Raw genomic sequence first — 25,590 nt, 5'->3', positions numbered from 1 at the left:
CTCATGGCGACTTCGCAAAACAGTCGCCTGAGTGAACGCGTCCAAGCCAGCATCCTGCTACTCCAAGAGGAGTTGCAGGGAGCAGGAGCGCTGGAAAGCGCTCCTGCTCAACTGGCCTTGGATGGTCTCACGCTCGCGACGGCAACCGATGTGGGCAGCAAACGCACCAATCAAGACTGTGCCTTGCTCTTTGCCCCGCGACACCCTTCACGACTCCGTTGGATTGCGGCAGTGGCCGACGGAGTGTCTTCGTCCCTTAACTCGGAAGCGGCCAGCAGCCTCGCTTGCCACGCCGCTATGGTAGCAATCAAGCGTTCCTATCGGCTTTCTTCGCATGACCCAAAAAGCACTTGGTCGCGGATCTTCGATTTTCGGGGAACCACGCGCCAGGAGTTCTTTCCCGAGGACAACTCTCTGGCACCCCTAAGCCCCGTGGCCATCGCGTCTCGTGCGATACGCGGCGTTGGTCGATGCGTCCTCTTGCGGCCTGACCACTTTCGACCAGAGTCAGTCACTGAGAGTACGTGGAAACGCGTCCTTCGAGATGGACGCTATCTGCAAACAACATTGATGGTCGCTTGGCAAGTCGATGACCAGCTGCGAATCGAAGGAGTAGGGGATGGTGGCTTCTCCGTCGCGATCTCGGCAGGCCACGATCCACTGGTCTACCAACCATCTTCGGACCGTCCTGTCGAATGTCTCGGTCCACATCGATGTCCTGTCGATCGCGCCTATCGCATGAACTTCGACCGGTGGGAGAGCCTCTCCGTTCATACCGACGGCGTTACTCCTGGCCTTGCCACAAACCCCAACCTCGTTTCCCAATCGCTGCGTCTTTCAGCGGCGCTGCGGTCCGACCGAAGCCGCATAAACCCTGCCCACGCGACACTCACTTGGTTGCTCCACAACAAGCCCGACCTCATCGATGACAACATCACACTACTCTTGGCAGAAAGGACCTCGCAGTGCAGTACTCACCGATATCACCGCGCCAAGCATCTAGCCTCGCGGATCAGACATGGACGATAGGGCAAACAACGTATCAGTTCGCCTCTCAACTGCGGTCGGGGGGAGAAGCCTTCCTCTATCCGCTACTGGATACGAATAAGAAAATCGTCGCCTACCTGCGGTTCCTGCAAAAGCAATTTGCAAGCCCTGGTCGCATTGAACGTACGTGCTGGCTCATTGATCAGAAATGGCCAGCGGTCTCTTCCGTCTTTCTTGGTGCCCCCTACGCCTGGGCGTCTACCGAGCTACACGGCAGGCCACCAGGGTTTGGTCTCGATTTCACTGCAACGCTTCATCAATCGGTTCCCGGTCTCTCGTGGGCCGCAATCAAGACCGCCGCTGACCGCGGAAAGCAACCACTACCCCGCATGGAGACTCGCATCGCCCTGGTCAAAAGTATGGTGGCACAATTCGCCACACTTGAGTCGCTAGGAATCGTGCATGGCGACCCAAGTGATGGCAACTTGCTCTTAGACATTCGCACACGCGAAGCCAAGCTGATTGACTTCGACGCCTTTGTTGTTCGGTCCAACAACCTCAGATTCCCGGCCCTGCCGGTTTCAGAGGGCGGAGTCAAAGGCACCCCTGGCTACATGCCACCGGACCTAGAGGCGACCTCTGGCAGTAGCGTCGCGCCGTATTCGGACCGTTTTGGCCGTGACATGCTGATGCTCGAACTGCTCGGCATGCGACCTGGCGACCCGGCTGACGCCTCTCCGTCGAGCTGGAGCCACCAACAGCTCTTGCTCGATGCAGTTCGGCCAACAGCAGAAAAGCTTGGCTTGATGCACTTGGCCGACCTGAGCGTGTTTACGAGTTCTGAAAAGGACCGTCCCACAAGCAAAGACTTGGCGATCGCGCTCAGCTGTCAAATGCCAGCTGTCACGAAACGCCCCCCTGCTAATCCGGCAAATACAATCAGCCATGTCGCTAACGACCTGTCTGGGCTCCTAGGCCGGTTCCACGCCTGGTGGAGATCTATCAATGAGTTCTGCGACAAGATCGAAACCAAGGTGCGACGTTGGTTCCGCTAATCCTCCGTGACTGAGAAAGGCCCACTACATGAATACTGAGTTGGCAGAATGGGAAGCGAAGTTTCTCTTCGTGGCGTTGCGTTGCGTTACCCAGTTCAGCAGTAGCTTTGCAAGCGAGTTTTGGAGCGTACGGCCATCGGTTGCCACGCGACGGCTCCGTAAGCTTGAGAAGAGAGGTCTGCTAAAGGGCAGGACCGTGCTCGCAAGCGAACTTCCGAGCATGTCGGTGCCGCTCTGCACCTGGAGACCCGGCGAGAACTATCCACATTATGGCCGCATTTCGTATCTCGCTCGTCGTCGCTGGCATTCGCTACCGCTTTTGGTGAAGCGAGTGTACTACGCCACGACCCTCAGTCGCTCGCTTTTCGGCCGTTCGGCCGTCAAGCCACCGAAGGATATTCAGGCTACACACGACGTTGGACTTGCCTCCGTCTACCTGAGCTATCGGCGGAGATGCGACAAGCTCACCGAGCGCTGCTGGCTCAATGAGTCAGAGTACGCCCACCATCGTGGACGCTGCGTCAAAGTCGAAGACGCCATGCTCTGCCGTGATGGGCAAGTGCTGCTGCTAATCGACTTTGCGGGGGCCTACAGGCCGGACCGCGTTGAATCCCTAGTGCGGCATGCAGAACTATACAACGTCCCGATAGCGATCCATTAGGCAATGAACTCTTCCTACCGATACAAGCGTCCCGACCTTGCTCATGAACGGTCGAATGACTCGATCCACTTCGTGCTGCGCAATCAGATAGCAACGAACCAGACACTGCATCAGGCTATTTTCCCCGAAGTGTCGGTAGCCACCTCCCAGAAGATTATCTCCAAGATGATCAAGCGCGGGCTACTCAAACGCTGGTTCTACTACGGCACCAAGAGCTTAGTACGGTTGGGGCCGACTGCGATCGCTCGATGGGGATATCCGCCGGTTCTTGCGCGTCGACCGGGACCGCAGGTGCTGCCGTACTTGTGGGGCTGCCTATCGCTCTGCACCAAGAGCAAGCCGCCGTTGCTACGTCTCCTGCCAGAGGAGCTAGAAGCACGTTTTCCGGGCTTCCCTACCTCAAGAGACTTGCAGCAGTGGGCGTTCTACTGCGATGCCTCCGATGAGACCTCAAAGCTTGGGATGATCCGAGTCGAGTTTCGCACAAGCGGTGCGATCGTCATTGCAAAACTCTGCGAACAGCTCCACCGCTATCGAACGCATGAGGCTATCAACGAGCTATTCCGTTCCAAACGGATCTTCATCCACATTGTTACGGCCACTCCTGAGCAAGAAAGCTCTCTCTGGGAAGAAGCGCAGCGCCAAGGACTCGGTGTTGAACTGCGTACCTGTCACGACCCTAGTCTCACCATGTTCCTGTGAAAGGCCTGTTCTATGAGCAAGCATGAACTGTATCGGAATCCGGCTGACCAAAATCCTTTGGACCTAAGCCAAGTTCCCAACATGCAATTGGAGCACAAGTTTCCAATTGCAACGCAGTACCCGTTTAAGTCTACTTGCCGTCGGTTCGTTTGGGACCTCTATCTCATCGCTGTCGGCTCCGCAGCCATTTCGGCAGGCATGAACTTCGGTTCTGTGTTCATCGCCGTTGGAGCGACTTTCATCATCATGCAGCTCGCACGCCGTGAAGCTAGAGGGCTAGCGCCGACGTTCAGTGTCGGCGTCGTCCTTACTTGGGCATTCGGCTTTGGCTGCTTTCTTGCCTATAGAAGCGGGTTCTCGGAAGGGCTCATCGCTTTGGCCAGTGCGGCGCTCGCCTTGACGCTGATCGTTGCGTACCTCTTTCGCGCGCACTGGATCGCAGTCGCGTGCTGCGGGATGCTCGACAAAGAATCAATCGACAACTTCAAAGCGACCGGTAGGCTTCCACCAGGAATCAAGCCCAAGCCGCTCTTTAAGTCCTACAAGGCAGCCCTCCACAGCTGGATTACCTACGATCCACGGCGATGCAAGTCGCCAGGCACACAGGCTTCGCCAGCGGGGAGTGCCGTCACTCGGGTAACCATGACTTCAGCCGTGGTGGTGCTGTGGGCCGGTTTTGCGGTGACCTTAGTTTCTGGCCTATCCGGGCTCGCGGTGCTCCCGTTCCTCCTGCTCTTAGCGGCTTTTCTCCCACTAGTGGCTATGGCGGTTGCCGCATGCTCGATACTCGGAAAGGCCTATGCCCTCATGGAAGTACAGTTTGAACCGGCAAGCTGGCGCCCCTTTGTTCGTAGGTTGAGTCTGGCACAGAGCGAACATGTCAAAAAAAGCCTTTACCTTGGACGAGTCTTCGGCGACGGCTCCCCCATTCATTACCCTACCGAGCGGCTAATGCATGGTGGTTGGATTCAGGGACCTCCTGGATCTGGCAAAACCGTAATGCTGATGCAGCTCGTGGAGCAGCTCATCTGGCAAGGCTACTCGGTTGTCACGCTGGATCTAAAGGCGAGCAGCAATGAGTTGTATTGGACGGCACGAAGCGTCGCAAAGGAAGTTCTCCTCCGGCAGAGACGCCGTGTACCCACTTACGCCTTCACTCCAACGCATGGCAAAGCTTCGCACCTGTTCGATCTCTACTCGCAATCTTTCTGGAAGTCGCTCTCGCCCGAGGAACAAGCAAGTTGCATGATCGGCATCTTTGGGTTGAATCATCCGTGTGTCTATCCACAGGATTATTTTAGAGACTCAGCTTGGTCAGTGCAGCAACACGTCACGTCGAAGTATCCGAACATCAATAGCTTCCAAGAGGCAGCCGAATACTTCGCACGAGAGCTTCAATTTGCCCAAGAGCCATGGGAACTCTCGCAGCAGAACAAAAAACACGGCGAGCATCCAAGGCTCATTCTTCGAAGACTCGGACTGGCGGACGCGATGAACGCACGACCCACGTACAGCCAGGAGATTCTTGACAGTGCCATCCAACTTGAAAGCCTCTTCCATACACCAAGTGTCCTCCATTGCAGCCTACCGGCGGTTTCCGATCCCGTTGCGAACCCGGAAATCGGCCGCGTTATTCTTAATGCCCTGTTGCATGCCGGGGCTTACTCGAAGAAATCGTCGGTCAAGGTTGTTGTGCTCATCGATGAGTTTCAGCGAATGATATCTCGCTCGATTGACGTGGTCCTTCAGCAGGCGCGGTCTAGCGGCGTCGGTGTCATCCTGACCAATCAGACCTCTGCCGACCTCGTCGCCGTCGATGCGAATATGCCTGGAACGCTAAGCGGTGTCACCGCTCTTCAGGCATGGATCAAAGCGACTGACTTTCTCGGCGTCCAACAAGTGCAGACCTTCGGTGGTCAGTACATTGACCACATGATTTCAACCTCGGTTCGTGACACATCCAACGGTCGCGAGACAACCTACACTCGGTCCGAGCATTTGCTGGACCGTTGCAGCAGCGGGTTGATCGACCGCGTGAACGTCACACCAAACCAGTATTTCCTTCGCCTAAATGATGCAGAAGGTTACGCCGCCTACGGCGGCCAGATGATGGTCGTTCAATCGGGCTATCACCTAACGAAGAAAGAGTACGACGACTTGGTGAGCCGTCCCTGGCTGAAGCCCAGAAAGGGGATGCTAATTAATGGACAGCATCGGCCACCACTAACACCACCTTCGTCCGCTTTGACCGGTCCAAAGCCGCCGAAGATTCCGCGCACCCCCACTCGGCTCACGAACTGAGTTGCTGAAGTGGCCGCCAACGCTCCCGTTGCAGAGATGAGTGCAGCAAACTAACCGGTCGCTTCCGCGACTTCGGTTCAAAAAGTGTTGATTGATTGTTGGATGCGACCTTTCGCTGAGGTCCTTCGGGATTTGAGCGAGGGGGAAGCAGTTGCGTCTGTAGGAGGCCCAACTGCTCTTGAACTTACCACGGCCCGTCCCCCTAGTCGGTCGTGGATAACAAAAGGAATGTTATGGAAAAACACATAGCACATCGCAAAAACGCAATCAAGAAACATGTGGTTAAGCAACCCGAGGTGACTAACCGCGAACTACGCACCTTCGAAATCTGGCAACCGCACTCTGAGAAGCGGCTTGCTGCGGTGAAGGAACGTATTAAGCGGAACGATCCAATGGGGAGCCTGATGCAGTACCTGCTACCGAGAGACTTCCGACTCGTCGCACTGGTGCAAGGAAATTCATTCAATGACGCTCATCGTCGAATGGAACGTCTTTGCGAGAGTGTCGAGAACAACCAAGTTGTTGTCGTTGACTTCGGACTCCGCTCGGCCACGCCAGGTGATGTGATAGCAGCGGCAGAAGGAGATGCGATGTACGTCTCCGACCTGGGTCTGGTGACGCTATCGCAAGCACTGCAAAGGTAAGCAACCATCCCGTCCCGAGTCCCTCATTTGAGGGGCTTGGGACACTTTTTGTGCACCTAACGAATACAGAAAGGGTTGTCATGGCAAAAAGTCCTCCAGTTCATGAGGTCCGCATAGGGCTCATCAAAGCGTCGATATGGCAAAACCGCACGAAGCATGGCGAACGGTTTAGCGTCACCGTTAGCCGTATTTACCGCAATGGTGACCATTGGGTTGAATCGTCACGCTTCGGGGAGAACGCCGACCTACTCGCACTGGCCAAAGTTGTGGACCTAGCTCACACCTGGTTGTGCGACCAGAAAATGAAGGAGCAGTGATGTGGTACCAGTGTTGTACTGCATGCTCAGCGAAGTGGATCTCGTCCCGTCGCGAGCACCGCACATGTCCACGATGCGGATGCGAAGTACTTACTTGCCGAATCCCAAACGCGCCTTGGCGCGATTCGGCCTCAAAGACTCGTAGTGAAGTCCAACAAGACAGTGGATCAACAAGCCGAAAGGATCAACAATGAAAGCGTCCGAACATAAACCGATTGGCGACCCCTCACGCCTAATCTCGGCGGAGGAAGTTGCAGACATGCTCAGCATCTCCACCCGCACGGTCTGGAGGTTGCTGAGCACCGGTCAGATGGTTCAGCCGATTCGAATTGGTGGAAGCGTCCGATGGCGACTCGGTGAAGTCTGCCAGTGGATCGACAATGGTTGTCCAGTCGTAACAAAGTAAGAAAGGTTTTCAAATGGCAAGTATTTACAAGAAGAGCCGCGACAAGGGCAAAAAGAACCGCCCTTGGTACGTCAACTACACCGACCATCTCGGAAAACGTCGCACGGTCAAAGGTTTCACCGATCGACGGGCGACCGAGCAAATGGCCGCCAAGCTAGAGCACGATGTGATGCTCCGCAAGCGAGGCCTAATCGACCCCGCCAAGGAACGGGAGCAAGCAATCCAGGCCAGCGATCTGGAAAAGCACATCCTGGCCTACGAGAAGAGTCTCGGCGATAACACGCCGAAGCACGTAAAGCTCACGATCGGACGAGTGAGAAGAGTCATCAAAGGTTGCAGCTTCCAGACCGTCTCGGACCTCGACCCGGACGCAGTGGTCACTTACCTCCAAGAACTTTGCGAGAAGAAAGACCTCGGTCGCCGAACCTACAACCACTACTTGCAGGCGATCGACGCTTTCTGCAACTGGATGCTTCTTACAAAGCGAATTCCCTTCAATCCCTTACTCGGATTGGAACGGTTGAATGCCGAAGTCGATGTTCGTCACAAGCGACGTGCCCTGACTGCTGAAGAGGTCTCTAAGCTCATTCAATCCGCACGCGAGAGCGGGGAAGACATCCAGTGCTACGACGGTGAGACGCGGGCCAAACTATACCTACTGGCCTACTTCACCGGTCTGCGACGCCTCGAAATCGCTAGCCTCACCCCTGAGAGTTTTCAGCTCGATGCCCCGCAGCCGACGGTAACTGTCGAGGCCGCCTGTTCCAAGCATCGTCGGAAGGATGTCTTGCCACTCCACTCAGAGCTTGTCGCCATGCTCCGGGATTGGCTCCCCAGTCTTGATAGTGGCAAGCCTCTGTTCCCTCGGCTCGGCAAGCGACGCACTTGGCGAATGGTCAAGCTGGACCTGGAGAGGGTAGGGATTGCCTACAAGAACAGCCATGGGGTAGCTGACTTCCACTCTGCGGGGAGGCACACCTACATCACTGAGCTACTGCGAAGCGGTGTCTCGCTGGTGGAGGCTCGCGAGCTGGCCAGGCATAGCGACGTGCGGATGACGATGAAGTACACGCACATCGGCTTGCAGGACCAGGCACGGGCACTGACGAAGCTGAAGGGGCTTTCTTCAGAGCAAATCCAACCCGAGGCCTCGACCGACCCGCAAAGCGAGCCATCAGAAAAGTGTCCACGTTCTGGCCACGCGCCAGTGGTCTCTCCCTGTCAAAATGTGGCAACTGGTGGCACTGGGGAGAGTTCGCCCCCAAACGACGAAACCCCTGTCACTGACAGGGGTTATCGCAAGATTTCGTCGTCTGACAGCGTTTGTCAAAAGTGGAGGCGGCGGGAATCGAACCCGCGTCCCGCGATTGCTCCACGGGAGCTTCTACGTGTGTAGTCCGTTGATTTGGTTTCGCGCGCCGGCCGCCCTTACGGACACGGCTTCCGACGCACTAGCCCGGAACGAATTTAACCGCGGCCGTGCCAGGCGATGAACCGCGGCGGTCCGGAGGGGGTTATACGTTCCAGCGGCAGGCTCCGGCGGCCTACCGTGGTACGTGGCTATCGCCAGAGCTTAGTTAACTAAACTCAGGCAGCCAAAGCGTAGTTACCTTCGGCAATTGAAGGTTTGTAATCGGCTTTTTACGTGGGCCACCGATCAACCACGACACGCCACTCACGCTTCGACAACCCGGTCGAACCCAGTTCGCCCCCGGCGTCTGCGTCTAGCAGGTAAGACGTCGGATCGAGCCAGTCGGTTCGCTCCGATTCCCTACCCTGCACCCCCCAATCCGCGGCCAGGGGGAGTTCCCCATCTTATTCGGCGCCGCCGACGCCGGATAGCCAGCCCATCGCCGGCGCCCGCGGCCCGGCGGTGCTGCGGCAAGCCGCCGCTATTTTGATACAAACGCGACACGCAACGCAAACCGCTCGTTTGTAACGAAACCTGTCACGAAACCCGCCCTAACTCCCGTGCGGGCAGGCGCTTGCGGTTTCGTTACACCGGCTCGCCGCTGACGCGGCGCGCGGCTCTCAATGCTACGCTTCGCCGGGGCCGCTCGTTGCGCCGGCCACCCATTCTAGCAGGGAAAGTGACCCACTCGGCCCGTTCGCTCGCGGCCGGGCCGACGCGTTACACCGCACAGCGGGCGGCGCCGCGCCGGCGCCGCCGGGCGTCAGGACTTCGCTTCAGGACTTGGCGTCAGGACTTGGCTTCAGGATTTCGAGCCGGAGGTCTCTAGGTCGACCTTCGCGTTCATCCCCTCGGGGATGTCGGGCGTGTCGCCGACCCAGTACGCGTGGCCGGCGCGGATCGCGTAGGCCAGGCCCCGGGCGCCGCTGTTGTCCCAGTACTCGCCGTGTGACGCCTCGACGTGCAACAAGCCCAGTTCGGGGTCGTCTTGGCCGCCCGGGAACCAGACCTTCCACGATTCTTGCCACAACGAGCGGATTTTTTCGCGGTCGTCGGTGATCGACGCGGACCCGCTGACCGTCAGGTAGCGGCCGTTGTCTTGGAAGACGACGGCCACCTGCTCGTGCTGGCGGATATCGGCGGTCTTGCCGGAGGGGATCTTGGTCGTGAACCAGAGGTCGGCGTCGGAGTCGACGTGGGCCACGCGCATCGGGCGGCCGCGGAGCGAGTCGGACTCTTCGCGGGTGACCAGCATCCCCTCGGTGAAGCTGCCCAAAATCTGCTGGAATCTTTCGCGCGGGTCTTCGCTCATCGAGGCTCCTTGCGTGCTTGCGTTTTGCTGCGAGTTACAGCGCTGCGAATGGCAGTGCTGCGAATCACAGCGCTGCGAATGGCAGTGCTGCGGGTCGCAGCGCTGTGGGGTTTCGCAGAGCGAAGGAGCAAACCGCGCGCCTGGGCCCGGGGCGTTCGCGTGCGTCGCTGTCCGGCTTTGCCCGGCAGCGGGAAGCTGGCGCACGGCGTCCACTGCGGGAGGAGCCCGACGGGGGCGCGTCAATTTTGGAAGCGCCACCCGCTCGATCCGCCAGATGGGGGGCGGCGGTCGAGCGCCTTGCTTCAACCATGCGTAGAACCTGCGGGCGGCATCGAACATCGCAAAAAGTTGCGTCCGACGGCCTAATTCCTGGCTCCCGCCACCCTGTCGCGGTAGCCTGAGCGGCGCTGGGGCAAACACTGGGAGCAACTACTTCTGTGAACCAATTTCCGTGGGCTTGCATCGCAAGTTCGATTGCCGCCCTTCTCCTCGCGGCGCCCCATGCCGTCGCTGACACCTTCGGCTCAGGCAGTTCGGCATTCGAGCTGGTCTTCGTTGACATTGGGGCGCCTGGCAATCCCGCCGACGCGCCGCAAAGGCTGGGCAGCGTGTCGCGGGCGTTCCAAATCTCGAAGTACGAGATCAGCGAGTCGCAAATCGCTAAAGCAGCGGCCCTCGGCGCCTTCTCAGGAAGGGCAATCGACGACGTGCTCGCGGTTCAACGCGGCCCCGATCGCCCGGCGAGCGGCATCTCGTGGTTTGATGCGGCGCGGTTTGCTAACTGGTTAAACCATCAAGTCGGCGCCCAACCGGCGTACAACTTCGACTCGCTCGGCCGTTTCCAGAATTGGACCCCGGACGATCCTGGATTCGACGTAAACAACCTCTTCAGGAACAGCTTGGCCGTGTATGCCTTGCCCACGACCGACGAGTGGTACAAGGCGGCCTTCTACGACCCGGTTTCTAGATCGTATTCGACCTATGCGACACAGTCCGATGACCCACCCACCCCGGTCACGCAAGGCGTCGATTTCGGAACCGCTGTGTACCAACAAGAAGGCCCTGCCCCCGTTCATCTCGCTGGAGGCCAAAGCTACTTCGGCGCCGTCGGCCAGTCAGGCAATGTGCTCGAATGGCACGAAACGGAGTTCGACTTCGTAAACGACACGCGTACGGGGGCACGAAACGTCCTCGGTGGTGACTGGCGTGTAGCAGGAACAGCTATAGGCCTATCTTCATCCCTCGGCACAGGTGGTGTACCCGACATCCAGCCGCTGAGTACCGGCTTCCGGGTGGCTAAGGTTCCAGAGCCATCCTGCCTGGCCCCCGCACTGTTCGCCGCTGCCTGTTCGATGAGCCGTCGGCGCCGGGCGCGCCACTGTCCGGCCTGCCCGGCGGTGTGAAGCGGCCGCTCGGCGTCCTCTTCTGGAGGAGCCAGAAAGTGGCGCGCGATTTAGCATCGCCACCTGCCGCTCCGACGAATTCCGTTTCGGCTGCCCGGCAGATAAGCTGGTCCGATGGTCCAACGGGTCCCTCCGACGAAGCGCTCTATGCCTCGGCGCCCTCTACGCTCAACCGCACGCCGGCTCGCGGCTCTCTCGAGAGTTGCGGTTGTCGCTATGGGCTGCACGTGCGGCTTCGCCGCTGAACCGGTCTTCATCCGGACGAACCAGCTGGGCTACCTGGCGACCGACCCAAAATCGGCGATCGTGTTCAGCCAAGCAGAACTCCCGACGACGTTCCAAGTCGTGGACCTCGAGAGCGGGGAGGTCCGTTTCGGCGGCGATTCTCGGCCGGCGAGCGAGCCCAATTGGAACGCCTTCGCTTGTCACGCTCGGCTCGACTTCACCGAGCTGAGCACGCCGGGCCGGTACGTTATCCGGCTCCAGCCCGGTGGGGCCCAGTCGCGGCCCTTCCGGATTGGCCCCGACGCGTTTGCGAACCACGTGGAGGACCTGCTCGGTTTCATGCGCCAACAGCGATGCGGTTACAACCCGTTGCTGGACATGGTCTGCCACCAACGCGACGGCCGGACCGCCTACGGCCCGCGGCCAACGGGTACCTTCGTCGACGCCAGCGGCGGGTGGCACGACGCCGGGGATCAACTCAAGTACCTGCTGACCGCCAGCAACGCCACGGCGCGGATGCTCTTGGCCTACGAGCTGGAGCCAACCAAGTTCGCCGACCGTGTCGACCGCATGGGGCACGCCGTTCCGAACGGCTGGCCCGACGTGCTAGACGAAGCGCGCTGGGGCCTCGATTGGATCCACAAGCTGCATCCGAAACCCGGCCAGCTCTACCACCAGGTCGCCGACGACCGCGACCACAAGGGCTGGAAGTCGCCCGACGCGGACACGTCCGACTACGGCTGGGGCCCCAACAGCTACCGGGTCCTCTACTTCGCCGATGGCAAGCCCCAAGGGCTGAAGCAGTACAAGAGCGATTCGGACGGGGTCGCCAATCTGGCCGGGCGGTGCGCCGCCGCGATGGCGATGGGACACCGTGTGTGGAAAGAGAGGGGGGACCCTGTCTTCGCCGAGCGCTGCCTCGCCGCCGCCCGCGACTTGTACGCGATGGGCGCCGCCGCCGAGGGCGTGCAGCAAGGGAACTCGTACGGCGCCCCGTACCGGTACGCCGAGGTCACCTGGGCAGACGACATGGAGTGGGGCGCCGCAGAGCTCTACCGAGAGACCGGCGAGCCGGGCTACTTGGAGCAGGCGAAGCGGTACGCTCGGCTAGCCGGCGACACCGGCTGGATGCACCACGAGCAAACCGGGCACTACGAGTACTACCCGTTCGTGAACGTCGGCCACTTCGCTCTGTGGCCTCACGTGGACGCGAGTTTCCAGGAAGAGCTGGCCGGCTACTACCGCAGCGGGCTGGACGCGACCGTCGCTCGGGCGGAGACCAACGTGTACGGCGTGGGCGTCCCGTTTATCTGGTGCTCGAACAACCTGACGACCGCGCTCATCACGCAGGCGCTGTTGTACGAACGGATGACCGGGGACACACGGTACCGAGAGCACGCCACCAGGCACCGAGACTGGCTGCTGGGCCGCAACCCGTGGGGCACGACGATGTTCACCGGCGTGCCGCGCGACGGCGACTCGCCGCGCGATGTCCACACGGGGATCTGGAAGCTGTTTCGTCGCGACGTTCCGGGGGGGCTGGTTGACGGCCCCGTTTACCGCTCGGTCTTCGACAGCCTGATCGGCATCCGCCTGAACGAGCCCGACGAGTACTCGGAGTTCCAGAACGAGCATGTCGCCTACCACGACGACTTCGGGGACTACTCGACCAACGAGCCGACCATGGACGGCACGGCCGGCGCGATCTACTTCATGGCGCACTACGGGCGGGATGCGCGTCATGCGGAGAAGCCGCGGGGCGATCTAGAGATCAGCCACGGCGCGGTGGTCCGTGGGGGTACGGCCGAGCCGGAGATCGCCCTGGTCTTTACCGGCGGAGAGCACACGGACGGCGCCGAAGAGATCCTCGCCACGCTCGCCGACCGACGGGTGAAGGCCTCGTTCTTCCTGACCGGAGACTTCCTCGCCCAGCCGGGCATGGCCGATTGGACACGCCGGGCCGTCGCCCGGGGCCACTACGTCGGGCCGCACTCGCACTCCCACCCGCTCTACGCCCCCTGGGACGACCGCGAGCGTAGCCTGCTGACGAAAGAAGAATTCTTGCGGGACCTGCGGAAGAACTTGGACGAGTTGCGCACGCTCGGCGGCGCGGCCGGGGACCCGGTTTGGTTCATCCCTCCGTACGAGTGGCACAACGCCCGGCACGCCGAGTGGGCGGCGGCGGCCGGTTGCCGCCTGTTCAATTTCACGCCGGGGAGCGGGTCGCATCGCGACTTTGCGCCCGAGGGGCACAACGCGTTTCGCCCGTCGGCCGAGTTGATCCAGGGCATCCTGGCGCACGAGGAGCAGGCGCCGCACGGCCTAAACGGGCACCTGCTGCTGCTCCACCTGGGAAGCACGCGGCGCGACCGCGTGCCGCCGCTGCTGCCCGGGTTGATCGACGCGCTGCACGAGCGTGGGTACGAACTCGTGACGGTCGACCAACTGCTCGGCCCGTAGCGCAGGCCTGTTGTCGGGCGCGGGCGAGTGGCCGGCACGCCGCAGTTCACCTCAGCAGCAGGGCCTCGATCGCTAGGCCCGGGCCGAAGCCGAGCATCACGCAGGGGGTGAGTGGGCCGGCGCGGCGGAGCCGCTCTAGGACGAAAAGCACCGTGGGCGACGACATGTTGCCGTAGTCGGCCAGCACCGCGCGCGAGGCCACCAGCGCATCGTCCGGCAGCCCCAGCGCGGCCTCGCACGCGGAGAGGATCCGCGGCCCGCCCGGGTGGATCGCCCAGGCGGCGATGTCTCCGGCGGCCAGGCCCGCGTCGGCGAGCCAGCGGCGGACCCGATCGCCGGTCTCGCGCTCGATGAGGCCGGGCACCTCGCGCGAGAGGGTCATGTCGAAGCCGTTGTCGCCGATCCGCCAGGTCATCGCGTCGAGGCTGTCGGGGAGGACCTCGGAGTAGCTCGCGGCGATCGTTGGCGGCCCGGCGGCGCCCCCCGGTTCGCCCGCGCGGAGGACCGCCGCGGCGGCGCCGTCGGCGAACAGCGAGTTGGCGATGATCCGCTCGGGGGTCCAGTCGTATTGGTAGTGGATCGTGCAGAGCTCGACCGCGACCACCAGCACCACCGCGCGCGGGTCGGCACGGCAGTACGCGTCGCCGACACGCAAGCCGTTGAGCGCGCCGTGGCAGCCCATGAAGCCCACGCTCGTGCGGCTGACGGTCGGCGGAAGGCCGAGCGAGGAGATCAACGCGACGTCGACGCCCGGCGCGGCGAAGCCGCTGCACGACACGAGGACCAGGTGCGTCACGTCGGCGCCGGCGAGCGACGCGTCGCGCAGCGCGGCGCGGGCCGCCCGGTCGGCCAGCGGCCCGGCGGCCGCGCGGTACGCGTCCATCCGGTCGCCGGTGGTCGGGCCCAGGCGGGCCGAGTCGTCCGGCGGCGAGAAGAACGATTGGCGGGCCGCCTCGCCGTTGTTCGTCGACTCGAGCAGCACGCTGTGCCGCTTCTCGACGCCCGAGTGCGAGTAGAGGCTGCGCGCGAAGACGCGCCTCTGCGGCGTCGCGACGCACATCCCTTGCACGTACTCGGCGGCGTCGGTTTGGCGGATCGAGTGCTCGGGCGCGGCGGCGCCGAGACCCGCGATGAGGGTCGCCACGGGCGGTTTCCTGGGGTGCTGCTTTCGAATGGGGGGGACGCGCCGCGGGGGCGTGGAGGTCGTTACGGCGTGCAGATGCGGTGGGCAAGGCGGCCGCCAACAGCCGGCCAGGCGGCGGCGGCGGTGATCGCCGCGCGGGTCGCCCAGGGCCGCCGGAGCAGCCAGGCGAGGCGGCGGATGTCGCGTTGGCGGTCGCGGCGGCTGGCGGTGCAATACCCGGTCCAATCGGCGTCGATGGCCGGCTCCCAACCGGTCGCCGCGCGGGCCGCCAGCGGCGCGGCGCGGAGGGCGTCCTCGGCGGCGCAGGCCATCCCTTCGCCGGTGAACGGCTCAACGTACCCGGCCGAGTCGCCCACGACGAGCAGCCGCTCGCCCGCGACGCGCCCGGCCGCCTGGGTCAACCGGCGAACGCCGCGCCATGGGGCCCGGGCGACCGAGTCGGCCGCTGGCACGCCGGCCGCGCGTAGCGTGGCGAGGGCCAACTCGCCGAGCGAGCTCCGAGCGGCGGGTCGCGCGTCGAACGCGGCGGCCGCGTTGACTTTCCCTTGCTCGCACCGCACCACGCCCACGTAACCGGCCGGGCCGACCGCCATCAGCACGCTGCCGCTTTGCAAGTTGGGAATCGACTCGTCGGCGAGCGTCGCGCCGGCCCCGATCCGCGAGGCTTGCTCGGCGCGGGGCCTGAAATCGGGGAGGCCCGACACCGACGGCGCACCCAGGCCATCGGCGGCGATCACCACGGCGGCCGCGACGACCGTCGGTTCGCCCTCGTCGGGCGTAAGCCGCACGGGCCGATAGCCCGAAGCCGTCGTTGGCAAGACCGCCGCACGCACGCCCTGCCGCACGGCGACCCCGCGCCGTTGGGCTTCGGCGAGCAGCGCCGTGTCGAGCGTGCGGCGGGTGAGTGCCAATCCTTCCGGCGTGGGGACGCTCAGCGCGCGGCCGGCCGCACGGAGGTCGAGATGGGTGGTGGGCGCTCCGCCGAGCGTGCTGAGCACGGGCTCCAGACCGGCGTGGGCCAGCGCGGCCAGCGCGCGGCGGTTGAGGCAAGCGCCGCAGACCTTGTCGCGCGGGAAGCGCTTGGCCTCGACGAGCAGCACGCGCAAGCCGGCGGCGGCGAGCAAGCAAGCGACCGTCGCGCCGGCCACGCCCGCGCCGACCACCACGGCCGGCCAGTGCTCGGCGGGCGGCTTCTCTGGGTTGTGGGCGGGTTGGGTCACGGGCGGCGCCATTGCATCAGGAATCGGCAGGGCCAGTGGTGCGAAAAGTGCGCCGAGTCGAGGCCGGCGTCGGCCGCGAGGCGCTTCGCCTCGTCGACGGTGTACGCGCCCTCGACCGACGCGGGGCCATCGAAATGGACCACCGGCGACCGGGACAGCAAGCGGACACCGACCACCGCCAGCGCGTGCCCGACGCGTCCGCGGGCGAGGTCCTCGACGAGCACCGCGTGGCCGGCCGCGTGGCGCGCGTTGCGCAGCAGGCGGACGGCGGCGGCCTCGTCGAGGTGGTGGAGGAACAGCGTTGAGAGGACCACGTCGTACCGCTCCGGCGGCGGCTCGGCGACCGCGTCGGCGACGAAGAAGTCGATCTCCGCGCGGCCGCTCGCGCGGGAGCGCGCGTGCTCGACCGCGCGGGGGCTGATGTCGCAGCCCGACAGGCTCAGGCGGCGGTCGTTGCGGCGCGCGCGCCGCGCCAGGCCGAGGAGCAGGTCGCCCCCGCCGCACGCGACGTCGAGCACGCGGACCGACGTCAGCCCCCGCGCCGACGCGACACGCTCGATCGCGCGGAAGAGCCGCGAGGCCGTGCCGCTGATGGCGTTGATCCGGCGCAAGCCGCGCAGCGCCTGGTGGTGCGCGGCCGCGTCGAGCGCCGGGTCGTCCATGAGTTCCGGTTGAAGTCGCCGCCGCATGGTGGGCACGTGCTTGGGCAGGTAGGCGCGAGCGGACGTGGGGCCCTACTCGGGGCGAGCGGTCAGTCGGATCGGCGCGACAGGTCGACGCAGACCAACCGCTTGTCGTTGCGGGCGTGCATCCGCTGGTTCGCGAATGCCGGCATGCTCCAGACCACCCCGCGGCCGAAGGCGGCGTCGGTCACGTAGTCCGTGAGCGCGGCGGATCGGCGTAGCATTTCGCGGCCATCTCGGGTGGGCGGGGTGGTCCACCGCTAGTGTAGACGCGGGCTCGCCGGTTGACCCATCCGGGGTAGCGGAGCCTTCGGCCCACAGCCGAGGCGCTGCGACGCGCCGGACGCACACGCGGGCTGGACCGAACCGGTCACGGGCGACACCATGAGACAGCCGGCTCGGTCGCTGCGGCCGGGTAGCCGGCGGTGGCTGACTCGTCGCGGCAAGCCATGGCGATTGGCTCCTCGGCCCCGCGCGTGGTCATAATGAGCGGCGGCAATCGGACGCTTTGTAGCGGAGCGTCGGGGGGGCGAGATCCGGAGGGGGGACGCTTTGGAGTCGGGGCAGTTAGTCGACGCGTACGGTCGCCGCCACACGAAGTTGCGTGTGAGCGTCACCGACCGCTGCAACCTGCGGTGCCGCTACTGCATGCCCGCCGAGGGAGTCCCGCTCGCGCCGCGGGAAGAGCTGCTAACGTTCGAGGAGTTTCAGCGCGTGGTGCGGGTGGCGGTCGGCTTGGGGGTGCGGCAGGTCCGGCTGACCGGCGGCGAACCCCTGGTGCGACGCGACCTGCCCGAGCTGGTGCGTCTGCTCGCGGCGATCGACGGGCTCACCGACTTGGCCCTCACGACCAACGGCGTGCTGCTGGCCGAGCAGGCGGACGCGCTGTTCGCGGCGGGGCTGCGGAGGGTGAACGTCAGCCTCGACGCGCTCGACCCGGCCGTGTTCGCGGAGCTCACCCGGCGCGACTCCCACCGGCGGGTGATCGAGGGGATCGCCGCGGCGCGCCGGGCGGGCCTCGCGCCGATCAAGATCAACGTGGTCTCGCTGCGGGGCGTGACCGAGTCGGAGGTCGTCCCGTTCGGGCACTTCGCCCGCGAGACGGGCCTCGAGGTGCGGTTCATCGAGTACATGCCGCTCGACGCGGCGAGCGCTTGGGAACGCTCGAAAGTCCTCTCGGCCGCCGACGTGCGCGCGGCGCTCGAGGCCGCGCTGCTCCCGCTCCGCCCCGTGGCGGCGCCGACCGGCAGCCCGGCGAGCGAGTACGAGTTCGTCGACGGCGTCGGGCGGATCGGCTTCATCCCGACCGTGACGGCCCCCTTCTGCGACACCTGCGACCGATTCCGGCTGACCGCCGATGGCAAGCTCAGGAGTTGCTTGTTCAGCTTGGAGGAGGTCGACGTGCGCGGCCCGCTCCGCGCCGGCGTTAGCGACGAGCAACTGGCCGAGGTGCTCTCCGCGGCGATCGCCGCGAAGGGGCCCGGCCACCGTGTGAACCACCCGGACTTCGTCCAGCCGAGCCGCACGATGTCGGCGATCGGCGGTTAGAGCGGCCGCGGCGGTTCGAGCAACTCCCCAAACGCGTATGAACGTCGAAGTGCTCCTGTTCGGCCCCCAGGCGGCGATGGTCGGCGCGCGTCGGCTCCGGGTCGAGGTCGACAGCGACCACCCAACAGCCGAGCAAGTTTGCCAGGCCCTGTCGCGGCACGCGCCGGCGCTGCGGGCGTCGCTCTCGTCGAGCCGATTGGCGGTGAACCAAAGCTTCGCCGGGCCGGGCCAGCGGGTCGGACCGGACGACGAGGTGGCCCTGATCGGTATGGTGTCGGGCGGATGAGCGTTTCTGTCGAGGTCGCGATGACCGAGGGGGCGCTCGCTCGGCCGGCGCCGCTCGCTTGCCCCGGGGCGGGGGCCGTGGTCGTGTTCGAAGGGGTCGTGCGGCGCCTAGAAGAGGGGCGCGAGATCGACGCGCTCGTCTACGAGGCCTACCAGCCGATGGCCGCCGCGGAGTTGCGTCGGCTCGCGGAACGCACGGCGGCGGAGTTCGGCTTGCTAGCGGTACGCGTCGAGCACAGCACGGGGCGCGTGGCCGTGGGTGAGGTCTCCTTCCGGCTGGCGGTGGCTTCGCCGCACCGAGGGGAAGCCTTGGCCGCGCTGGGGCAGTTTATCGACGAGATGAAACGCTCCGCGCCGATTTGGAAGGCGCCTGCGTTCCGCGTTGGGGAGTCCGACGGTGTCGGGGCGCGCAAGCCGGACGGCGCGTGATGGTGGGGCCCACAGAGCGTTCGCCCTAAAGCTTCGTCCGCCAGCCGCAACTGGCCTGTTGTCGACCCGATTGGCCTGCGAACGATCAATCTGTCGCCCTTTCCCGGAGGCGACGGCGGAATATATTTGAGGCTGCGCCGAAGCGTGGGGACATGGGCCGGAGCCCCGCGTCTGGCTGACGGCTGCCAAACCGCATGGACTCCCCCCTCCCCTTTGGGCCCTCGGCTGCCGCAGCACCCCGGTAGCGCACGAATCGGCACGAGCCTCGGCGCCGGTTTCTACACGATGGCCGCCCCCGCAACTCTCTCATCGGATGGCGGATAAGGAACCAGGATACGTCGTGGGCATCGGCGCGTCGGCCGGTGGTCTGCAGTCGCTCGAGCGGTTCTTCGACCGGCTCGACGAGAAGACCGGCGCCGCGTTCATCGTGATCCAACATCTCTCGCCGAACTACGAGACGATGATGGACAAGCTCCTCGCACGGCGCACGATGATGCCCGTGTCGATCGCCAAGGACGGGCAATCGATGGAGCCGGACCACGTGTACGTGATCCCGCCGCGGCGTGACCTGACCGTCGACGGCGCCGCCCTGCGCCTCAGCGAGCAAGAAGCCGACGAGCTGCCCCACCTGCCGATCGACCGCTTGTTCAAGTCGATCGCCGAGCAGCACGGCGAGCGGTCGATCGGCATCGTGCTCTCGGGGACCGGCAGCGACGGGTCGGAGGGCGTCCGGCAGATACGCAGGAGCGGGGGCCTGGTGCTCTGCGAGTCGGAGGCGACGGCCAAGTTCTCGGGGATGCCGCACAGCGCCCAAGCGACCGGCTGCGTCGACCACGTCTTGCCGTCGGAGAACATGGGGCCGATCATCGCGCGGCGGATCCTCGGCCCGGGCTCGCAGACCGAGCGGGGCGACGAGATGGAGCGCATCTTCACGCTGCTCCGCGACCGCCTGCAGGTCGACTTCTCGCAGTACAAATCGGCGACCGTGAGCCGACGTGTCGATCGCCGCATGGCGCTCGCGCGGGTCGAGTCGTTGGCCGACTACGTGCGCCTTCTCGAGTCGGACCCGTCGCACATCGACCAGCTGTACCTCGACATGCTGATCGGTGTCACGAGGTTCTTCCGTGACCCGCCCTGTTTCCAGTACTTCGAACGGGAGGTCGCGCCGCAGCTGCTCGAGCGGGCGGACCCGGAGACCGGCCTCCGCGTGTGGGTTGCCGGGTGCGCGACCGGCGAGGAGGCGTTCTCGCTGGCGATGGTGCTGCACGAGCAGAACCGCGAGCGCGCCGCGCCGGTCCCGATCAAGGTCTTCGCCAGCGACATCCACCACGATTCGCTCCGCCGGGCGAGCGCCGCCACGTACGACGACGCCACGCTGCAGAACGTGTCGGCCGATCGGCTGGAGCGTCACTTCGAGGCGCGCGACGGCCAGCACCGGTTGCGGAAGCACATCCGCCAGCTCGTGGTGTTCGCGCCGCACAACCTGCTGCACGACCCGCCGTTCACGTCGCTCGACATGGTGTCGTGCCGCAACCTGCTGATCTACTTCGACACCGCCGCGCAGAACCGCGTGCTGACGCTCTTCCACTTCGGCCTGAAGCAGAACGGGGTCCTCTTCTTGGGCCCGAGCGAGACCGTCGGCGAGCTGGACAGGGAGTTCCAGTCGGTGCACGACAAGTTCCGCTTCTACCGCAAGATCCGCGACGCGCGCCTGCCGGACGACGTGACCCTGCCGGTCACGCTGCGGGCCAACGCCGCGCGGCCGGCGGCGATCGCCCCGCCGCCGGGCGCCGTGGCGAGCCCGAAGCACGACCTCTACGACGCGTTGCTCGACGGCGTGCTGCCCCCCACGCTGCTGATCGACAGCGAGCGCCGCGTGGTCGAGATGTACGGCGGCGCGGACCGCTTCCTCAGGCTCCGCGGCCGCAAGGTGAGCACCGACCTGCTCGACCTGTGCCCCGAGCCCTTGCAGGGGGTCCTGTCGGTAGGCGTCCGCCGGGCCATCGCCGGCGGCGGGGAGCACGTGCGCCTGCCCGACACGACGATCCCGACCTCCGCCGGCGGGCAGCAGCGGGTAGCGATCACGCTGACGCCGGTGCGGCCGTCCCGCGGCGGGGGCCAGTACCTGGCCCTGTCGTTCTACCCGGCCGAGGCGACCGACCGCCCCACCGTTTCGGAGGAAGACCGCCGGGGCGCGTTGCTGCAGTTTTCTAGCGAGAGCGGGGAGCTCGGCAGGCGTGTCCGCGAGCTCGAGGACGAGCTGACCGCCGCGCAGGAGGACCTCCAGAGCACGATCGAGGAGCTCGAGGCGAGCAACGAGGAGCTGCAAGCGACGAACGAGGAGCTCGTGTCGAGCAACGAGGGGCTGCAGAGCTCTAACGAGGAGCTCAACTCCGTCAACGAAGAGCTGCACACGGTCAACGTGGAGTTCCAGAGCAAGAACTCGGAGCTCCACGCGCTGAACGTCGACATGAACCACCTGCTGGCGAGCACCGACATCGCCACGATCTTCCTCGACAGGGCGCTGGCGATCCGCCGCTTCACGCCGGGGGCGACCAAGCTCTTCCACTTGGAGCCGCAGGACCTGGGGCGTCCGCTGCTCGCGTTCTCGCACAACCTGTGCATCGAGAGGCTCGACGCCCTGCTCGCCGGCGTGCTCGACACCGGGGAGCCACACCAGAGTGAGGTCACCGACACCGCCGGCACGCATTACTTCCTGCGGGTCCTGCCCTTCGAGATCGACGGCGAGCTGTCCGGCGTGACGGTCACGCTGACCGACATCCAGGCGCTGGTCGAGGCCCGGACGCGCGCCGAGAAGTTTCAGGACCGTTTGCAGCGAGCGATCGACGCGGTGCCGGTGCTGGTTTCGTTCGTGAACCGCAAGCGGTGTTACGCGTACGCGAACCGCGCATACTCGCAGCTGTTCGGCATCCCGACCGACGAGATGATCGGGATGCCGGTGCGGGAAGTGCTCGGCGCCGAAGCCTACGCCAAGAGCGAGCCGCGGATCGATCGCGCGCTGGCGGGCGAGCCGCAACAGTTCGAGTCGTTCATCGGCCCGGCGGGGAGCGAGCTGTCGGTCATCGTCAACTACCGCCCGGAGCGCAACAGCGACGGCGAGGTCATCGGCTTTTACGTGTCGGCTTCGGACATCACCACGCTGAAACAAACCGAGCGTGAGCTGGAGGCGGCCGTCGAAGCGGCGAGGACCGCCAACGAGGCCAAGAGCGACTTCCTGGCGAAGATGAGCCACGAGATCCGCAGCCCGATGGCGGCGATCCTCGGCTTCGCCGACCTGCTCAAGGGGCAGCTCAAGGAGCCCGACAACCAGAACTGCATCGAGATCATCCGCAGCAACGGCGAGCACCTGCTGAGCCTGATCAACGACCTGCTCGACCTCTCGCAGATCGAGCTCCGCCGGGTCGAGATCGCCAAGGAGCCCGTGGACGTCCGCGCGGTCTTGTCGGACAGCTTCAACACGCTCCGGCCCCGCGCGGCGACCAACCGCGTCGAGCTGCAGGCGCGGCTGCGCGACAGCCTGGTGGACGGCATGCTGACCGACAGCCGGCGGCTGAAGCAGATCGTTGTCAACCTGCTCACCAACGCCGTGAAGTTCGGCCAGGGGGGGCGCGCGACGCTCAGCGGCCGCCGCACCGCGCGGCGGCGCGAGCTGGTGGTCACGGTCGCCGACACCGGCCACGGCATCGCCGCCGAGGACCTCGCGCGGCTGTTCGAGCCGTTCAGCCAGATCGACTCCACGTCGAGCCGCGCTCACGAGGGCTCGGGCCTCGGGCTGGCGATCGCCAAGCAGCTGGTCGAGGAGATGGACGGCCGGCTCCGCGTCAGGAGCCGACCCGGCGTCGGCTCGGCGTTCCAGTTCCGGCTCCCCTGGCGCGAGGCGCTCGCGCCCGTGGAGGGGGCCGGGGTCGCGGAGCTGAGGGACGACCTGCCGCGGCTCGACGGGCGCAAGCTGCTGGTGGTCGACGACCGCCGCGACATGCGGTTCATCGCCGAGCACATCCTGGCCGACGTGGGCGCCGAGGTGACCACCGTCGGGAGCGGCGAGGAAGCCCTGGCCGAGGTTGAGCGGTCGCTAGCCGATGGCGCCGGCTATGCGTGCGTGGTGACCGACATCCAGATGCCCGGCATGGACGGCTACGCGGTCGCGCGGGAGCTGCGGCGGCGCCGGTTCGAGTCGCCCATCCTGGCGTTGACCGCCAACGCGATGCCGAGCGATCGCCAGAAGTGCTACGACGCCGGCTGCAGCGGCTACATCTCCAAGCCGATCGACCGAGCCGAGTTTATCCGAGTCGTGGCCGAAGCAACGAGCAATGGAAGTGGTTGATACTACGCCGGGCGACCGGGTCGTCACCTACGTGATCGACAGCGACGATCGGCTGATCGACGTGGGCGAGGCCTGGTCGCAATTCGCGGCCGACAACGAGGGGAGCGACCGGCTCCAGCCCGATTCGGTCGTGGGCGAGTCGCTGTGGCATTTCATTCGCGGCGAGTCGTTGACGGAGCTGTACAAGCTCGTGCTGCGACGCGTACGCGAGTCGGGCCAGCCGCTGGAATTCCCTTACCGCTGCGACTCGCCGGGGTTCCGTCGGCGGATGCGGATGCGAGTCGAGCCGATCGGAAACGGCCGGGTGGGCTTCCGCAGCGAGACCCTGTCGGTCACCCCGCGCGAGGGGGCCTTGGCTGCCCACGCGTGCGACTCCGGCGCGACGGCGCTGAAGCGCTGCAGCATCTGCAACCTGTTCCGGGTCAACAGCGGCGAGTGGACCGACGCGCTCGCCGCCGTCACGGACGGCGCGGTCCTCGACCGGGAGAGCCGTGTGCAGATCGTGTGGACCGTGTGCGAGCGGTGCCGCGCCGATCTGCGCTCGATGCTCGACTAGTCGGCTCGGGCCGCCGCAGGCGCGTGCTCGCCGCCGCGCGGCTAGCGCGGCGTCAGTTGCTCGAGCCGCTCGAGGCACCGGGCCGCTTGGGGGTCGCGCCCCCGGCGAGCCAGCCCCTCGCCGGCCAGGCGCGCCGACAGCAGGAGCAGCCGGCGGAGTTCGCCGCGGACCGCCGGGCCTCGGCGGCACGCCTGGTACAGCCAGCGTTCCCACACCGATCGGTCGCCGCTGGGCGGCAGAGCGTCGGCCCACTCGGCGAGGGCTTTCCGGTCGTAGAGCAGACCGGTCCAGAACCCGGTCATAGCGGGCAGGTCGTCGGCCTGCACGCGGTCCATCGAACGGACCTCCAGCACCTGCTTCGAGCGGACCAGGGGAAACAGCTCGCCCAGGCGGGCGTCGGCCGCGCGCGCCGCGTCGTCCGACCCGTCCCGCGAACCCCGCGGCAGCAGCGGGGGGCGGCTCGCGGCCCAGGCGGCGTACGCGTCGACGCCGAAGCCCGGCCGGAAAGCGGCTCGCGGCAACCGCGTGCGAACGGGATCGAACCGGCGCCACAACCACGGCCGGACGGCGCGCATCGACACGCCGCGCCACACGCCCGGCGAGTTGGCGAACAGCGCGGCGGCGAGCGGCGCGGCCCACAGCATGGCGCGGAATTTCTCCGACCAGTCGCGGTCGTCGGCGTAGTCGAACGACAGGTGAACGCCGGCCGTCTTTTCCATCGCCGGCAGGGTGCGCGCGGCGACCGAGCGGTAATGGCGTCGCATGCCGCGATAACGACGCTTTCCTGGGCGGTGGGTCGCGTTGATGGCGTTCCCAGCATAGGCGCGGAAGTGGGGATGCATGCCGCCTTCCCGCAGGACAGATTCCTGGATGGCGAGCCATCGGCGGACGCCTTCGTGCAGTTCGGTCAGGCTGGCCGCCGGCGGAGAAGACCATTCCATCTGGCCGCCCGGCTCGACCGAGATCCCGCCGCGCCGGCTCGAACCGCCCACGATCTGGCCGTCCTCGTATTGCGGCTCGCCGCCGAGGCGCCGGGTCGCACGGCCGACGGCCGAGGCGACGCGATGGTAGCTCGCTCGACGGCCGCGACGGTCCAGCAGCAGTTCCTCCAGCTCCACACCGATCCGCCACCCGTCCGGTGCGGTCGAGCCGGCGCGCACGTAGGCCGCGATCTCGGCCGCCGTTGGGCCGCGACGCGCCCTGCCGGTTGGGGCCGTGGAGCCCATGTCGTAGCGCGAGGCTGTCATGGCTTCCTCTCGAGCGACGACCGGAGGGCGTCCTGCCGTTGCGCGCCCGCGGTCGGGCAGGCGAGGGGCGAGTCGACGGGCCGCGACAGGGGCGTCCGCTCGTCGATGAGCCGCGCCGCCAGGTTGAGCGCCGGCGCGCCCCCTCCCACGATGACCGCCACGTCGAAACCTGCCATGCGTGGGCCTCTTCCTTTACCGCCTATTGCTCGGCGCCCGCCGTTTTCGTCGCGCGCCGACGCGTAGTCGGAC

20 protein-coding genes, 1 other RNA gene and 1 pseudogene are annotated in these 25,590 nt (G+C 65.4%); 14 read left to right on the top strand and 8 right to left on the bottom strand.

Translation table 11 applies throughout. The annotated features are described in order from the left end of the window. Positions 1–3 precede the first annotated feature (3 nt). From RIC11_RS14865 to RIC11_RS14835, 7 genes and pseudogenes are all read left to right on the top strand, one after another. Positions 4–1,029, top strand: coding sequence for a protein phosphatase 2C domain-containing protein (locus tag RIC11_RS14865; protein ID WP_350212653.1), 1,026 nt, complete (start codon positions 4–6; stop codon positions 1,027–1,029). Continuing rightward, the gene (locus RIC11_RS14860) at positions 966–2,042 is read left to right on the top strand and encodes a protein kinase family protein (RefSeq protein ID WP_350212651.1); all 1,077 of its coding nucleotides are present in this window, start codon (positions 966–968) and stop codon (positions 2,040–2,042) included. The genes RIC11_RS14865 and RIC11_RS14860 overlap by 64 nt, the downstream gene beginning before the upstream one ends. Positions 2,043–2,706: 664 nt before the next feature. Beyond that, complete coding sequence (locus RIC11_RS14855) at positions 2,707–3,405, top strand: hypothetical protein (RefSeq protein ID WP_350212649.1); 699 nt, start codon at positions 2,707–2,709, stop codon at positions 3,403–3,405. Between the two features lie 12 nt (positions 3,406–3,417). Continuing rightward, complete coding sequence (locus RIC11_RS14850; RefSeq protein ID WP_350212647.1) at positions 3,418–5,706, top strand: type IV secretory system conjugative DNA transfer family protein; 2,289 nt, start codon at positions 3,418–3,420, stop codon at positions 5,704–5,706. A gap of 233 nt (positions 5,707–5,939) precedes the next feature. Then, positions 5,940–6,350 carry a hypothetical protein gene (locus RIC11_RS14845; RefSeq protein WP_350212645.1) on the top strand — a complete coding sequence of 137 codons (411 nt, stop codon included), beginning with the start codon at positions 5,940–5,942 and terminating at the stop codon, positions 6,348–6,350. 507 nt (positions 6,351–6,857) lie between these two features. Continuing rightward, positions 6,858–7,073 (top strand): helix-turn-helix transcriptional regulator, encoded by a 216-nt coding sequence (locus RIC11_RS14840; protein WP_350212643.1) that lies wholly within the window; start codon positions 6,858–6,860, stop codon positions 7,071–7,073. Positions 7,074–7,086: 13 nt separating this feature from the next. Continuing rightward, positions 7,087–8,139: pseudogene (locus RIC11_RS14835) on the top strand (tyrosine-type recombinase/integrase); the annotation flags it as partial. A 264-nt stretch (positions 8,140–8,403) separates the two neighbouring features. On the opposite strand, the gene ssrA reads toward RIC11_RS14835, so the two are convergent. Beyond that, positions 8,404–8,786, bottom strand: a transfer-messenger RNA (tmRNA) gene (gene ssrA / locus RIC11_RS14830). A 500-nt stretch (positions 8,787–9,286) separates the two neighbouring features. Beyond that, complete coding sequence (locus tag RIC11_RS14825; protein WP_350212642.1) at positions 9,287–9,796, bottom strand: pyridoxamine 5'-phosphate oxidase family protein; 510 nt, start codon at positions 9,794–9,796, stop codon at positions 9,287–9,289. Positions 9,797–10,233: 437 nt separating this feature from the next. Here RIC11_RS14825 and RIC11_RS14820 point away from each other — a divergent pair, with 437 nt between their 5' ends. Continuing rightward, entirely contained in the window at positions 10,234–11,199 is a 966-nt protein-coding gene (locus RIC11_RS14820; RefSeq protein ID WP_350212638.1) for a formylglycine-generating enzyme family protein, read from the top strand. 216 nt (positions 11,200–11,415) lie between these two features. Further along, positions 11,416–13,884, top strand: coding sequence for a bifunctional glycoside hydrolase family 9 protein/polysaccharide deacetylase (locus RIC11_RS14815; RefSeq protein WP_350212636.1), 2,469 nt, complete (start codon positions 11,416–11,418; stop codon positions 13,882–13,884). A 46-nt stretch (positions 13,885–13,930) separates the two neighbouring features. Here RIC11_RS14815 and RIC11_RS14810 read toward each other — a convergent pair whose 3' ends face one another. The 4 genes from RIC11_RS14810 to RIC11_RS14795 all read right to left on the bottom strand — a co-directional run bounded on the left by RIC11_RS14810 (position 13,931) and on the right by RIC11_RS14795 (position 17,155). Further along, positions 13,931–15,028, bottom strand: a complete 1,098-nt coding sequence (locus RIC11_RS14810; RefSeq protein WP_350212634.1) for a type III polyketide synthase — start codon at positions 15,026–15,028, stop codon at positions 13,931–13,933. A gap of 62 nt (positions 15,029–15,090) precedes the next feature. Beyond that, positions 15,091–16,248: an NAD(P)/FAD-dependent oxidoreductase gene (locus RIC11_RS14805; RefSeq protein ID WP_350212632.1), complete on the bottom strand. Its 1,158-nt coding sequence runs from the start codon at positions 16,246–16,248 to the stop codon at positions 15,091–15,093. Further along, entirely contained in the window at positions 16,245–16,937 is a 693-nt protein-coding gene (locus RIC11_RS14800) for a methyltransferase domain-containing protein (protein ID WP_350212630.1), read from the bottom strand. Before RIC11_RS14800 ends, RIC11_RS14805 begins: the two co-directional genes overlap by 4 nt. A 62-nt stretch (positions 16,938–16,999) precedes the next feature. After that, positions 17,000–17,155 (bottom strand): hypothetical protein, encoded by a 156-nt coding sequence (locus tag RIC11_RS14795; protein ID WP_350212628.1) that lies wholly within the window; start codon positions 17,153–17,155, stop codon positions 17,000–17,002. Positions 17,156–17,483: 328 nt separating this feature from the next. On the opposite strand from RIC11_RS14795, the gene moaA reads away from it, so the two are divergent. The 5 genes from moaA (at position 17,484) to RIC11_RS14770 (ending at position 24,094) form a co-directional block, all read left to right on the top strand. Further along, complete coding sequence (gene moaA / locus RIC11_RS14790; protein ID WP_350212626.1) at positions 17,484–18,479, top strand: GTP 3',8-cyclase MoaA; 996 nt, start codon at positions 17,484–17,486, stop codon at positions 18,477–18,479. A gap of 37 nt (positions 18,480–18,516) precedes the next feature. Beyond that, positions 18,517–18,765, top strand: a complete 249-nt coding sequence (locus RIC11_RS14785; RefSeq protein WP_350212624.1) for a MoaD/ThiS family protein — start codon at positions 18,517–18,519, stop codon at positions 18,763–18,765. Then, positions 18,762–19,193, top strand: a complete 432-nt coding sequence (locus RIC11_RS14780; RefSeq protein WP_350212622.1) for a molybdenum cofactor biosynthesis protein MoaE — start codon at positions 18,762–18,764, stop codon at positions 19,191–19,193. Before RIC11_RS14785 ends, RIC11_RS14780 begins: the two co-directional genes overlap by 4 nt. Before the next feature lie 313 nt (positions 19,194–19,506). Beyond that, on the top strand, positions 19,507–23,538 hold the full coding sequence (locus tag RIC11_RS14775) for a chemotaxis protein CheB (protein WP_350212620.1): 4,032 nt from the start codon (positions 19,507–19,509) through the stop codon (positions 23,536–23,538). Then, the gene (locus RIC11_RS14770; RefSeq protein ID WP_350212619.1) at positions 23,525–24,094 is read left to right on the top strand and encodes a hypothetical protein; all 570 of its coding nucleotides are present in this window, start codon (positions 23,525–23,527) and stop codon (positions 24,092–24,094) included. The genes RIC11_RS14775 and RIC11_RS14770 overlap by 14 nt, the downstream gene beginning before the upstream one ends. Before the next feature lie 41 nt (positions 24,095–24,135). Here RIC11_RS14770 and RIC11_RS14765 read toward each other — a convergent pair whose 3' ends face one another. Continuing rightward, positions 24,136–25,341 (bottom strand): glutamate-cysteine ligase family protein, encoded by a 1,206-nt coding sequence (locus RIC11_RS14765; protein ID WP_350212617.1) that lies wholly within the window; start codon positions 25,339–25,341, stop codon positions 24,136–24,138. Further along, positions 25,338–25,517: a hypothetical protein gene (locus RIC11_RS14760; RefSeq protein ID WP_350212615.1), complete on the bottom strand. Its 180-nt coding sequence runs from the start codon at positions 25,515–25,517 to the stop codon at positions 25,338–25,340. Before RIC11_RS14760 ends, RIC11_RS14765 begins: the two co-directional genes overlap by 4 nt. Positions 25,518–25,590: the final 73 nt, after the last annotated feature.

The organism is Botrimarina sp., from assembly GCF_040219535.1.
Classification (GTDB): Bacteria; Planctomycetota; Planctomycetia; order Pirellulales; family Lacipirellulaceae; genus Botrimarina.
The sequence above is the reverse complement of the archived record's forward strand: the minus strand, read 5'-3'. Positions and strand labels throughout refer to the sequence as shown.

Coding starts and splice junctions, on each gene's coding strand:
- RIC11_RS14840 (WP_350212643.1), top strand. CDS start 6,858: ATGAAAGCGTCCGAACATAAACCGATTGGCGACCCCTCACGCCTAATC.
- RIC11_RS14845 (WP_350212645.1), top strand. CDS start 5,940: ATGGAAAAACACATAGCACATCGCAAAAACGCAATCAAGAAACATGTG.
- RIC11_RS14765 (WP_350212617.1), bottom strand. CDS start 25,341: ATGACAGCCTCGCGCTACGACATGGGCTCCACGGCCCCAACCGGCAGG.
- RIC11_RS14775 (WP_350212620.1), top strand. CDS start 19,507: ATGGCGGATAAGGAACCAGGATACGTCGTGGGCATCGGCGCGTCGGCC.
- RIC11_RS14785 (WP_350212624.1), top strand. CDS start 18,517: ATGAACGTCGAAGTGCTCCTGTTCGGCCCCCAGGCGGCGATGGTCGGC.
- RIC11_RS14850 (WP_350212647.1), top strand. CDS start 3,418: ATGAGCAAGCATGAACTGTATCGGAATCCGGCTGACCAAAATCCTTTG.
- RIC11_RS14760 (WP_350212615.1), bottom strand. CDS start 25,517: ATGGCAGGTTTCGACGTGGCGGTCATCGTGGGAGGGGGCGCGCCGGCG.
- RIC11_RS14865 (WP_350212653.1), top strand. CDS start 4: ATGGCGACTTCGCAAAACAGTCGCCTGAGTGAACGCGTCCAAGCCAGC.
- RIC11_RS14800 (WP_350212630.1), bottom strand. CDS start 16,937: ATGCGGCGGCGACTTCAACCGGAACTCATGGACGACCCGGCGCTCGAC.
- RIC11_RS14770 (WP_350212619.1), top strand. CDS start 23,525: ATGGAAGTGGTTGATACTACGCCGGGCGACCGGGTCGTCACCTACGTG.
- RIC11_RS14815 (WP_350212636.1), top strand. CDS start 11,416: ATGGGCTGCACGTGCGGCTTCGCCGCTGAACCGGTCTTCATCCGGACG.
- RIC11_RS14825 (WP_350212642.1), bottom strand. CDS start 9,796: ATGAGCGAAGACCCGCGCGAAAGATTCCAGCAGATTTTGGGCAGCTTC.
- RIC11_RS14855 (WP_350212649.1), top strand. CDS start 2,707: ATGAACTCTTCCTACCGATACAAGCGTCCCGACCTTGCTCATGAACGG.
- RIC11_RS14780 (WP_350212622.1), top strand. CDS start 18,762: ATGAGCGTTTCTGTCGAGGTCGCGATGACCGAGGGGGCGCTCGCTCGG.
- RIC11_RS14795 (WP_350212628.1), bottom strand. CDS start 17,155: ATGCTACGCCGATCCGCCGCGCTCACGGACTACGTGACCGACGCCGCC.